Origin of the sequence: Nonomuraea candida (assembly GCF_000725485.1) — a bacterium.
Classification (GTDB): Bacteria; Actinomycetota; Actinomycetes; order Streptosporangiales; family Streptosporangiaceae; genus Nonomuraea; species Nonomuraea candida.
This window is the reverse complement of record NZ_KL647031.1, coordinates 347,633-359,614: the sequence shown is the minus strand read 5'-3', so window position 1 is coordinate 359,614 and position 11,982 is coordinate 347,633. Positions and strand designations below refer to the sequence as shown.

Genomic DNA, 11,982 nt, shown 5'->3' with positions numbered 1-11,982 from the left:
CGTCATCGGGGCGCCGCCGGCGGGCACCGGCGCGCGGACGCCGATGGGGCAACGCCGTGACGCGCTGCCCCATCGCTGTTTCCGGGCCTCACCGGGCGTTTCCCGGAGGGCCGCCCGCCGGAGTGCGGCGGGCGGCAGGCCACGGCGGAGCGTAAAGGTAAAAGAAAATTTAATGCGCGTGCGAGACGGCGGAGCCGATCGTGTGGACGCGCAGGGCGTTGGTCGAGCCCGGCGTGCCGGGAGGGGAGCCGGCCACGATGACCACCTTGTCGCCCTTCTCCAGCCGTCCCAGCGACAGCAGCGAGGCCTCCACCTGCCGCACCATGTCGTCGGTGTGGTGCACGAACGGCACGTGGAACGTCTCCACCCCCCACGTCAGCGACAGCTGCCCCCGCACGTGCGGCGCCGAGGTGAAGGCCAGCAGCGGGATCGGGGAGCGGTAGCGGGCCAGGCGGCGCGCCGTCTCGCCCGACATCGTGAACGCCACCAGCGCCTTGGCCCCGACGATCGCCCCGACCTCGGCCGCGGCCCGCGCGATGGCGCCGCCGGTGGTCTCCGGCATGCGCTCCAGCGTGTGGGTGGCCTGGAGGGAGGACTTCTCGGCGGCGCAGGCGATGCGGTCCATCGTGGAGACGGCCTCGATGGGGTAGTTGCCGACCGAGGTCTCGCCCGACAGCATGACCGCGTCGGCGCCGTCCATGACCGCGTAGGCCACGTCGGAGGCCTCGGCGCGGGTGGGGCGCGGGGCGTTCATCATCGAGTCGAGCATCTGGGTGGCGACGATGACCGGGCGGGCCTTCTCGCGGCACAGTTCGATGATGCGCCGCTGCACGATCGGGACCTGCTCCAGGGGGAGCTCGACGCCGAGGTCGCCGCGGGCGACCATGATGCCGTCGAAGGCCTCGACGATGTCGGGGAGGCGGTCGACGGCCTGCGGCTTCTCGATCTTGGCGAGCAGCGGCAGGCGCACGGCTTCCTGCTCCATGATGTTGCGCACCACGTCGGCGTCGGACGGGCGGCGCACGAAGGACAGGGCGATCATGTCGAAGCCGGTGCGCAGCGCCCAGCGCAGGTCGGCCTCGTCCTTGTCGGTCAGGGCGGGCGCGCTGACGTTGACGCCCGGCAGGTTGAGGCCCTTGTTGTCGGAGATCATGCCGCCGATGACGACCCGCGTGGTGATGCGCTCGTCGTCGACGCGCGTGGCCTCCAGCACGAGGCGGCCGTCGTCGACGAGGATGGTGTCACCGGGGCGGACGTCCTTGGGGAGCCCCTTGTAGGTGGTGGAGACCTGCTCGCGGTCGCCCGGCACGTCTTCGGTGGTGATGGTGAAGACGTCGCCGAAGCCCAGCCTGACGGGGCCTTCCTCGAACGTGCCGACACGGATCTTGGGGCCCTGCAGGTCGGCGAGCACGCCTACACCGCGGCCGAGGTCGGCCGCCACCTCCCGAACCCGGTCGTAGACCTCTCTGTGCATGTCATGGTTGCCATGGCTGAGGTTGAACCGTGCCACGTCCATGCCCGCGGCGATCAGCTCGCGGAGGCGTTCTTTGGAGGATGTGGCGGGGCCTAGGGTGCAGACGATTTTCGCGCGACGAGTCACGAGTCCTACCTTAATTGGTACAGACCACTTGGCAGTCACTGACGACGGAGAACGTACCCGACGTAGGAGAACAGAACGAGAACGGCGACTCCCAGTCGCGCCAAGTTCGTGTACTCCTCCGGGTAGATCACGCCTTCGATGTAGTGGTCGATGAAGCCGCTGGCGGGCAGTCCCTCCAGTCCGGCGTTGCGGCGCCCCCAGTCCTCCACGAGGGTGAGCGGGCATTCCATGCCGGTCACGACCGAGAGCACGCCCCAGGCGGCGACCGCGAGGTGCGCCCAGATAGTACGCCTCCAGCGCCACGTCAGGAACCCGCCCACCGCCATGTAGACGAGAAAGGCGAAGTGCACCACCATCGCTGCGTCGGCGAGGAGGCGATACATCATGGTTCGACGGTAGCCGCCCGGTAGGCGTCCACGACGCCGTGACCGTAGAATCCGTTGTCCGACTTGTCTCCCTCACACTCGTGCGTCTCTGTCTGGCCGAACACCTTGTAGACGTACTGGCGGGGGGTGGGGCACGCCTTCTGGGTGGCGGTCTTGTAGAGCAGCTCCTCGACGGTGGCGGGCGCGAGCTCCACGCCGCCCTTCCCGGGCTTGCCGAAGCGGCTGACGAGGATGGCGGCGACGCCGGTGGCGTGCGGCGCGGCCATGGAGGTGCCTTCGAGATACTGGTAGTAGGAGCAGGCGCCGCCGGTGCAGTCCTTGACGACGTCGGCGCCCTTGGGCTCGCCCTTGGCGTCGATGCGGCCGGCGGCGCGCAGCACGCGCTCGGGGGCGGCGGCCAGGATCGACCGGGTGGCCTTGGTGCCCTCGCCGTCCAGCACGTCGCCGCCGGGGGCCGAGAGGTCGGCCTGCTCGGTGCCGTAGTCGCTGTAGAGCGCCTTGCGGCCGGAGGGGCCGAGGGCGGCGATGGAGAGGACGCCGTTCGACTCGGCGGGCACGTTGAGGCAGGAGTTGTCGACCTTGCGCTCCTTCTCGTCGCCCTTGGGGTAGCCGGGGCTCTGCTTGTCGACCGTGGGGCGGCCGAGGTCGGTGGAGCCGTTGCCGAGGGCGGAGACGAGCGTGACGCCCCGCCGGCGGGCGTAGTCGAGGGCGCGCTGCATGCCGGTGATGATGGCCTGCTGTTCGAGCTGCTGCTTCTTGGTGTCGGAGGCGTTGTTCCGGCAGTTGAACAGCCACGGGTCGACGAAGTAGCTCATGTTCACGACGTCCACGCCGATGTCGCCGGCGTAGGTGAGGGCGTCGAGGCTGGGCTTGAGGAAGAAGAAGCCGGAGTCCTGGCCCGCCCTGAGGTTGACGATCTGCACGCCGGGCGCGACGCCGGCGATGCCGATGCCGTTCACCGGGGAGGCGATGGTGCTGGCGACGTGGGTGCCGTGGCCGTCGTCGTCCGCGTCCACGGGGTCCTTGCAGCCGGCCGCCTCGCAGGGGCCGTCGAGCGTCTCGCCGTACTCGTCCTCGGGTTTGTCGGTGACGAAGTTGCGGCTGAGCTCGCGGTTGAAGTTGGGGGCGATGTCGGGGTGCCGGCCGTCCACGCCGGTGTCGATGACGCCGACGAGGACCTGCTTGGTGCCGGGTGCCTTGGCGTGGGCGCGGTCGGCGCCGATCATGCGCATGTCCCACTGGCGGCCGGCGAGCGGGTCGCCGTGGCTCCTGGTGAACGCCTGCTCGTCGGGGAACGTGCCGGCCCGCCCGGCGTCACCGCCGCCCCGGGTTCCCGCGGTGGCGCGAGTCCGGGTGCCGGCGCGGCCCTCCGCGGTGGTGGTGCGGCTTTCGGCGGTGGCGGGGCTCTCAGCGGAGGCTGAGGCGGTGGCGGGGCTCTGAGCGGTGCCCGAGGCGGTGGCTGAGGCGGTGGCGGGGCGGGCGGTGGCGAAGCCGATGCGGCGGTCCGGCGAGACGCCGACCACGGACCGGTCCGCGCCCACGGCCTCCTCGAACCCGTCGCCGGGCCCGGCCGCCATGAGGTAGCCGAGCTTGGTGTCAGTGGAGACGGTGGTGCCGCCGGCCCGCTCGACGGCGGCCAGCGCCTCGGCCTGCTTGCCGTGGTCGTAGAAGACGAGGAACTCGGCCTGCGGGGCGGCGCTCTCACGGGACGCGCCGGGCGTGCAGGCGCCGAGCGCGACCACGGCGGCCAGCACCGTCATGCCAGAGGCGACCCGCCGCATTCTTCCCCCATCCACCGACTTGCCGCAGAATCTGAATCTTCCCGACAGTAATCCGGTGATGCAACTTAGTGGTGAAATTTCGGTCTATACGCGACGAAGCGGACCCCTCCGGCCGGCCTGTGACCACGCGGACGACCAAGGGCGCGCACGTAGCGGCGGCCGGCCCCGTGCGGGTTCAGCGGGCGTTTCCCTGGAGGCCCCCGGCCACGTGCGGCGGGTGGGGGGACGCCGGCCTGCCGTAACGAAAGGTGATCTTGACAACGGCGACGGCCCGGCTGTGAGAGCCGGGCCGTGCCGTAGGACGAGCGGAGAAGGCTCGTCAGACGAGCCGAGAAGCCCTCAGACGAGCGGACGGGCGGTCGGCAGGATCGGGTACGGGAGCGCCGTGTCGCCGGTCAGGAAGCGGTCCACGCCCGAGGCGGCGGCGCGCCCCTCGGCGATGGCCCACACGATGAGCGACTGCCCGCGCCCCATGTCGCCCGCCACGAAGACGCCGTCCACCTTGGACATGTACGTCTTGTCGCGCGCCACGTTGCCCCTGGCGTCGTAGAAGCCGTCGCCCGCCACCTCGGACAGGTCCTGCAGCAGCGCGCCCTTCTCCGGCCCGACGAAGCCCATGGACAGCGTGACCAGCTCGGCCGGGATCTCCCGCTCGGTGCCCGGGATCGGCTTGAAGCCGCTCTGCGGCCCCTCGACCTCGACCAGCCGCAGCGCGCGCACGTTGCCGTCCGCGTCGCCGACGAACTCGGTCGTGGAGACGGCGTAGACGCGCTGCCCGCCGCCGTCCTCGAGCTCCTCGTGGGCGCTCTCCATCTTGAACAGGATCGGGAAGGTCGGCCACGGCTGGTTGCCGGGGCGGCTCTTCGGCGGCTGCGGCATGATCTCGAGCTGGGTGACGGACTTGGCGCCCTGCCTGATCGCGGTGCCGATGCAGTCGGCGCCGGTGTCGCCGCCGCCGATGACGACGACGTGCTTGCCCTCGGCCGAGATGGGCGAGGTCTCGAAGTCGCCCTCCTGGACCTTGTTGGACAGCGGCAGGTATTCCATCGCCTGGTAGATGCCCTTGAGCTCGCGCCCGGCGACCGGCAGGTCGCGCCACTGGGTGGCGCCGCCGGACAGCACCACGGCGTCGAACTGCTCGCGCAGCTCGGCGGCGGTGATGTCGACGCCGACGTCGACGCCGGTGCGGAACTCGGTGCCCTCGGCCCGCATCTGCTCGAGACGGCGCTCGATGTGGCGCTTCTCCATCTTGAACTCGGGGATGCCGTAGCGCAGCAGCCCGCCGACGCGGTCGGCCCGCTCGAACACGACCACGTCGTGCCCGGCCCGGGTGAGCTGCTGGGCGGCGGCCAGGCCCGCGGGCCCGGAGCCGACGACCGCGACCTTCTTGCCGGTCTTGACGGCCGGCGGCTGCGGGGTGACCCACCCCTCGGCGAAGGCGCGGTCGATGATCTCGACCTCGACCCGCTTGATCGCCACCGGGTCGGAGTTGATGCCGAGCACGCACGCCGCCTCACACGGAGCCGGGCAGAGCCTGCCGGTGAACTCCGGGAAGTTGTTGGTGGCGTGCAGGCGCTCGATCGCCTCGCGCCAGTCGGTGCGGTAGACGAGGTCGTTCCACTCGGGGATGAGGTTGCCCAGCGGGCAGCCGTTGTGGCAGAACGGGATGCCGCAGTCCATGCAGCGGGCCGCCTGCTTGGTCAGCTTCTCCTGCGAGAAGTCCTGGTAGACCTCGCGCCAGTCGCTGATGCGGACGTCCACGGGGCGGCGCGCCGGCAGCTCCCGGTCGTGCGTGAGAAAACCCTTCGGGTCAGCCATTCGGTACGCCTCCCTTAACCCTTCACCGCGGCGGCCATGACCGCCTCGTCGATGTCCCTGCCTTCGATGCGGGCGGCCTCGGCGGCCTCCAGCACCCTCTTGTAGTCGGTCGGCATGATCTTGCCGAACCTGCCGAGCGCCGCGTCCCAGTCGGCCAGCAGCTCCTTGGCGACCGGCGAGCCGGTCTCCGCGAAGTGCTTCTCGACGGTCTCCTTGAGGAACTCGGCGTCCTGCTCGGTGAGCGCCTCGATGGCGACCATCTCGCGGTTGACCCGCTCGGGCCTGAGGTCGAGCAGGTAGGCCACGCCGCCCGACATGCCGGCCGCGAAGTTGCGCCCGGTCTGGCCGAGCACGACGGCCCGGCCGCCGGTCATGTACTCGCAGCCGTGGTCGCCCACGCCCTCGACGACGGCCGTGGCGCCGGAGTTGCGCACGCAGAACCGCTCGCCCACCACGCCGCGGATGAACACCTCGCCGGAGGTGGCGCCGTAGAGGGCGACGTTGCCGGCGATGATGTGCCCGTCGAGCGGCGCCTGCTCGTGCGGCCGGACGGTGATTCGCCCGCCGGACAGGCCCTTGCCGAGGTAGTCGTTGGCGTCGCCGGTCAGCCGCAGCGTGATCCCGCGCGGCACGAACGCGCCGAACGAGTTGCCCGCCGAGCCGGTGAAGGAGATGTCGATGGTGTTGTCGGGCAGGCCCTTGCCGCCGTGCCGCTTGGTGACCTGGTAGCCGAGCATGGTGCCGACGGTGCGGTTCACGTTGCGGATGGGCAGCTCCAGCGTGACCGGGGTGCCGTCGTTGATGGCGCCCTCGGCGAGCTGGATGAGCGTGTTGTCCAGCGCGTGCTGGAGCCCGTGGTCCTGCTCGGCCGTGCGGCGCAGCGGGGTGCCCGCGGGCAGCTCGGGCTGGTGCAGGATCGGCGACAGGTCCAGGCCGCTGGCCTTCCAGTGGTCCTCGGCCGCCGTCATGTCGAGCATCTCGGCGTGCCCGATCGCCTCGTCGAGCGAGCGGAAGCCCAGCTCGGCGAGGTATTCGCGGATCTCCTCGGCGATGAACTCGAAGAAGTTGACCACGAACTCGGGCTTGCCGGTGAAGCGCTTGCGCAGCTCGGGGTTCTGCGTGGCCACGCCCACCGGGCAGGTGTCGAGGTGGCAGACGCGCATCATGACGCAGCCGGAGACGACCAGCGGCGCGGTGGCGAAGCCGTACTCCTCGGCGCCGAGCAGCGCGGCGATGACGACGTCGCGGCCGGTCTTGAGCTGGCCGTCCACCTGGACCACGATGCGGTCGCGCAGGTCGTTCAGCAGCAGCGTCTGCTGGGTCTCGGCCAGGCCGAGCTCCCAGGGGGCGCCCGCGTGCTTGAGCGAGGTGAGCGGCGAGGCGCCGGTGCCGCCGTCGTGCCCGGAGATGAGCACCACGTCGGCGTGCGCCTTGGACACGCCGGCCGCGACCGTGCCGACGCCGACCTCGGCGACCAGCTTCACGTGGACCCTGGCCTCCGGGTTGGAGTTCTTCAGGTCGTGGATGAGCTGGGCGAGGTCCTCGATCGAGTAGATGTCGTGGTGCGGCGGCGGCGAGATGAGGCCGACGCCGGGCGTGGAGTGCCGGGTCTTGGCGATCCACGGGTAGACCTTGTGGCCGGGCAGCTGGCCGCCCTCGCCGGGCTTGGCGCCCTGGGCCATCTTGATCTGCAGGTCGTCGGCGTTGACGAGGTATTCGGAGGTGACGCCGAACCGGCCGGAGGCCACCTGCTTGATCGCCGACCGGCGGGCCGGGTCGTAGAGGCGCTCGGGGTCCTCGCCGCCCTCGCCGGTGTTGGACTTGCCGCCGAGCCGGTTCATCGCGATGGCGAGCGTCTCGTGCGCCTCCATCGAGATGGAGCCGTAGGACATCGCGCCGGTGGAGAACCGCTTGACGATCTCGGAGACCGGCTCGACCTCCTCGATCGGGATCGGGTTGCCCTTGCGCAGCTTGAACAGGCCGCGCAGGGTCATCAGCCGCTCCGACTGGGAGTCCACGAGGTTCGTGTACTCCTTGAAGATCTCGTAGCGGCGGGTCCTGGTGGCGTGCTGCAGCTTGAAGACGGTCTCGGGGTTGAACAGGTGCGGCTCGCCCTCGCGCCGCCACTGGTATTCGCCGCCGACCTGGAGCCTGCGGTGGGCGTTCTCCACGCGGGGGTAGGCGTGACGGTGACGCTGCGCGACCTCCTCGGCCAGCACGTCGAAGCCGACGCCGCCGAGGCGGGAGGTGGTGCCGGTGAAGCAGGAGTCGATGACCTCCTGGCTCAGGCCGAGCGCCTCGAAGATCTGCGCGCCGGTGTAGGAGGCGACGGTGGACACGCCCATCTTGGACATGACCTTGATGACGCCCTTGCCGTACGCCTTGATCAGGTTGCGCACCGCCTTGCGCTTGTCGAGCTGCAGCGCGCCGGTGTCGACCAGGTCCTCGATGGTCTCGATCGCCAGGTACGGGTTGATCGCGCCGGCGCCGTAGCCGATGAGCAGCGCCATGTGGTGGCACTCGCGGGCCTCGGCGGTCTCGACGACCAGGCCGATCTTGGTGCGGGTCTTCTCCTGGATCAGGTGGTGGTGCACCGCGCCGGTCAGCAGCAGCGACGGGATCGGCGCGAGGGTGGCGGTGGAGCCGCGGTCGGACAGCACGATGATGCGCGCGCCGTCGGCGATCGCCCGGGAGGCCTCGGCCCTGATCTCCTCAAGGCGCCGCAGCAGCGCCTGGCCGCCGCCGGCGACCTCGTACAGGCCGCTGATGACGTACGGGTGGAAGCCCGGCAGGTCGTGCTCGTCGTTGATGTGGATGATCTTGGCGAGCTCGTCGTTGTCGATCACCGGGTACGGCAGCACGAGCTGCCGGCAGGAGCTGGGCCCCGGGTCGAGCAGGTTGCCCTCGGGCCCGACGGTGCTGGCCAGCGAGGTGACCAGCTCCTCCCGGATGGCGTCCAGCGGCGGGTTGGTGACCTGCGCGAACAGCTGGGTGAAGTAGTCGAACAGCAGCCGCGGCTTCTCGCTCAGCACGGCGACGGGCGTGTCGGTGCCCATGGAGCCGATCGGCTCCTGGCCCGTCTTCGCCATCGGCGACAGGATGACGCGCAGCTCTTCCTCGGTGTAGCCGAAGGTCTGCTGCCGCTTGACCAGCGCCTCGTGCGTGGGGATCTCCCGCTGGCGGGCGGGCAGTTCCTCGAAGCGGACGAGCCCGGCGTGCAGCCAGTCGGCGTACGGCAGCTCGGCGGCGAGCTCCGCCTTGATCTCGTCGTCCTCGATGATCTTGCCGCGGGCGGTGTCGATGAGGAACATGCGGCCCGGCTGCAGGCGGCCCTTGCGGACCACGTCCTCGGGCGCGATGTCCAGCACGCCGGCCTCGGAGGCGAGCACGACCAGGCCGTCGGCGGTCACCCAGAAACGCCCGGGGCGCAGGCCGTTGCGGTCGAGCACGGCGCCGGCGAGGGTGCCGTCGGTGAAGGTGATCGAGGCCGGGCCGTCCCAGGCCTCCATCATCGTGGAGTGGAACTCGTAGAAGGCCCGGCGCGCCGGGTCCATCTCGGTGTGGTTCTCCCACGCCTCCGGGATCATCATGAGGACGGCGTGCGGCAGGCTGCGGCCGCCCATGTGCAGCAGCTCCAGGGCCTCGTCGAAGCTGGCGGTGTCGCTGCCGTCGGGGTCGCAGATGGGGAACAGCCGCGAGATGTCGCCCGGGATGTGGGCGGAGGCCAGCATCGCCTCACGGGCCCGCATCCAGTTGCGGTTGCCCTTGACCGTGTTGATCTCGCCGTTGTGCGCGACGTAGCGGTAGGGGTGGGCCAGCGGCCAGCTCGGGAACGTGTTGGTGGAGAAGCGCGAGTGCACCAGCGCGATCGCGCTCTCGTAACGCTCGTCGCTCAGGTCGGGGAAGAACGGCTCGACCTGGTCGGGCGTGAGCATGCCCTTGTAGACGATCGTCCGGGCCGACAGCGACGGGAAGTACACGTCGGCCTCGTGCTCGGCCCGCTTGCGCAGGCAGAAGGCGAGCCGGTCCAGCTCCAGGCCCTCGCGCCCGCCGGGGTCGGCCACGAAGAGCTGGGCGAAGTGCGGCATGACGGCCCGGGCGCTCGGCCCCGGCAGGTCACGGTCGACCGGCAGCTCGCGCCAGCCGAGCACGGTCAGGCCCTCCTCGGCCGCGATCTCCTCGATCAGGCGCACGGCCACGGCCCTGGCCTCGCCGTCGGACGGCAGGAAGGCGATGCCGGTCGCGTACGCGCCGGCGGCGGGCAGCGTGAACGGCACGACCGCCCGGTAGAACCCATCGGGGATCTGCGTCAGGATCCCGGCTCCGTCGCCGGTGTCCGGCTCGCTACCCTTGGCCCCCCGGTGATCAAGATTGCACAGTGCCGTCAGCGCCTTGACCACGATGCCGTGACCACGGCGCCCGGCGACGTCGGCGACCATGGCGACACCGCAGGCATCGTGCTCGTTGGCGGGGTGGTAGAGGCCCTGGGGCTCGGGGAACCCGAGGTGGGCAGCAGGCATTGAATCCCTCCCGTCGTCTTCGTCTGTCTGGAACTGCTTGTCAGGCGAGGGACGACGTTGGCCCTGCTGCGTATCGTGGGTAGAGGTTACCTCACCCTGCCGGAATGGTGCCCGCCGAGTCCGTATTGCGAACATTGGCGGCATCTCGACATCCGAACTCTCTATCCCAAAACCTGGGCATTGGCAACGGCATTCCCGGTCCAGGTCACGAAAACGCGTCACCGGGAGCGAGTACTCCGAGCCGATAGGGTTCAGCTCATGGAACGTGACGGTGTCGAGCGGCTGCTCAGCGAGGCGGGGGCCGACAGCAGGCGGCTCAGGCACGCCCTGGCCCTGCTGTGCCACGGCCAGTGGCAGACCCTGCCCGGCCTGGTCAGGCAGACGGCCACGAGCCGGCGCACGATCGAGGCGCTGCTGCGCGAGCTCGTCCTGGAGCGCGACGGCGACCGCTTCCGCGTCCCGCCCGCCGGCACCTCCGGCTACCAGGACCTCATCGCCGTGGCCCCGCCCCCCGAAGATCCGGTGGCCCACCTGCTGGCCCACTACGGGCCCGCGCTGGAGCGCCTGACCGCCCTCGTCGCCAAGGCCCCGCGCGCCCGCCACGTGCTCGACCACGTCTCGGCCACGCCCGAGACCGTGCTGCGGCGGGCGCTGCTGCTCGGGGCCCGCTTCTGGCTGCCCGGCGCGCGCCTGCTGTGCGTGGGCGACCACGACCTGACCTCGCTGGCCGTCAAGCTCGTCCACCCCGAGACCGACGTCACCGTGGTCGACGTGGACGAGCGCATCCTGGCCTACATCGACGACCAGCGGCTCGGGGTGCGCACCCGCTGGGCCGACCTGCGCCTCGGGCTGCCGGCCTCGGTCAGGGAGCACGACCTGGCGCTGACCGACCCGCCGTACACTCCGGAGGGCATCGGCCTGTTCGTGGCGCGGGCCGTGGAGGGGCTGCGCGACGAGGGGCGGGTGCTGCTGGCGTACGGGGCGAGCGAGCGCACGCCGATGCTGGCCCTGAAGGTGCAGCAGGAGCTGACCGAGCTCAACCTCGCCTACGAGGCCATCTACCCGGATTTCAACCGCTACTTCGGCGCCGAGGCGATCGGCTCCGCCGCCGACCTGTACATCCTGCGCCCCACCACCAAGACCCGCCCCGCCGTGCAGTCCCGGCTGAGCCGCCAGGCCACCGCCATCTACACCCAGGGCCCGCAGGCGGTCGAGAGCGCCGCCGGCCCGCGCCCGGAGCCCGTGACGGGCCTGGCCGAGGCGCTGGCCGGGTTCGACGCCGAGCTGCTGGTGGGCGAGTGGCCCAAGGAGCTCGCCCAGCCCCGGGTCAAGCTCGCGACCTGGCTCGCCAAGCCGTACGCCGCCGCGCCCGGCCGCGTGGCCGTGGCCCTGCCGCCCGGCCTGGAGGCCGCGCTCCCCCGCCTGCTCCTGGCCACCCGCGCCGGCCACGTCCGCGTCGTCGCCCCCGACGGCCTGCCGCCCGCCCTGCCGTCGGCCGAGGTCCTGTCGGCGGTCTACTCACTCACCCCGGCCGGCGCGGGCGTCCTCGACGCCGTACGCCTGCCGCAGCCGTCCGGCGAGACGGACGTGGTGCTGCGCAGGATCCTGGACAACGGGCACGCCAAGCTGGCCAACACGTGGCGCGAGGCGCTCATCGCGGTGGCCCGCGCCCAGGGCTCGGCGCTCACCAAGAACGAGGCCCGCACCCTGATCCGGGAGGCGGCGGACTGGTCGGACGCCCTGACCCCGTTGGAGGCCCCGCTCCACCGCCTGTCCACCCTCCGCACCGCCGTCGCCGCAACGGTCACGGCGCTGACGGGCACCACGGCCCCCACCTGAGCCCCCGTCCGGTCACGACACTGACCGCACCGCCGCCT

The 11,982-nt window shown here is 71.2% G+C and carries 6 protein-coding genes; 1 reads left to right on the top strand and 5 read right to left on the bottom strand.

The window, feature by feature from the left end; translation table 11 throughout:
* Window positions 1–169 precede the first annotated feature (169 nt).
* The 5 genes from pyk to gltB form a co-directional block, all read right to left on the bottom strand.
* Window positions 170–1,600 (bottom strand): pyruvate kinase, encoded by a 1,431-nt coding sequence (gene pyk, locus IO39_RS45570; protein ID WP_043638803.1) that lies wholly within the window; start codon window positions 1,598–1,600, stop codon window positions 170–172.
* 35 nt (window positions 1,601–1,635) lie between these two features.
* Window positions 1,636–1,986 (bottom strand): DUF2784 domain-containing protein, encoded by a 351-nt coding sequence (locus IO39_RS45565; protein WP_043638801.1) that lies wholly within the window; start codon window positions 1,984–1,986, stop codon window positions 1,636–1,638.
* Complete coding sequence (locus tag IO39_RS45560; protein WP_084774621.1) at window positions 1,983–3,767, bottom strand: S8 family peptidase; 1,785 nt, start codon at window positions 3,765–3,767, stop codon at window positions 1,983–1,985. The genes IO39_RS45565 and IO39_RS45560 overlap by 4 nt, the downstream gene beginning before the upstream one ends.
* 339 nt (window positions 3,768–4,106) lie before the next feature.
* Window positions 4,107–5,585, bottom strand: coding sequence for a glutamate synthase subunit beta (locus tag IO39_RS45555; protein WP_043638799.1), 1,479 nt, complete (start codon window positions 5,583–5,585; stop codon window positions 4,107–4,109).
* A 14-nt stretch (window positions 5,586–5,599) separates the two neighbouring features.
* Window positions 5,600–10,105 carry a glutamate synthase large subunit gene (gene gltB / locus IO39_RS45550; RefSeq protein WP_084774619.1) on the bottom strand — a complete coding sequence of 1,502 codons (4,506 nt, stop codon included), beginning with the start codon at window positions 10,103–10,105 and terminating at the stop codon, window positions 5,600–5,602.
* Window positions 10,106–10,363: 258 nt separating this feature from the next.
* Between gltB and IO39_RS45545 the strand changes: the two genes are divergently transcribed.
* A complete protein-coding gene (locus tag IO39_RS45545) occupies window positions 10,364–11,944 on the top strand; it encodes a bis-aminopropyl spermidine synthase family protein (protein WP_043638794.1) in 1,581 nt (526 codons plus the stop codon).
* The last annotated feature ends 38 nt before the right edge of the window (window positions 11,945–11,982 follow it).

Excerpts from the sequence above, each read along its gene's own strand:
- IO39_RS45565 (WP_043638801.1), bottom strand. The coding sequence starts at position 1,986 with ATGATGTATCGCCTCCTCGCCGACGCAGCGATGGTGGTGCACTTCGCC.
- IO39_RS45560 (WP_084774621.1), bottom strand. The coding sequence starts at position 3,767 with ATGCGGCGGGTCGCCTCTGGCATGACGGTGCTGGCCGCCGTGGTCGCG.
- IO39_RS45555 (WP_043638799.1), bottom strand. The coding sequence starts at position 5,585 with ATGGCTGACCCGAAGGGTTTTCTCACGCACGACCGGGAGCTGCCGGCG.
- gltB (WP_084774619.1), bottom strand. The coding sequence starts at position 10,105 with ATGCCTGCTGCCCACCTCGGGTTCCCCGAGCCCCAGGGCCTCTACCAC.
- IO39_RS45545 (WP_043638794.1), top strand. The coding sequence starts at position 10,364 with ATGGAACGTGACGGTGTCGAGCGGCTGCTCAGCGAGGCGGGGGCCGAC.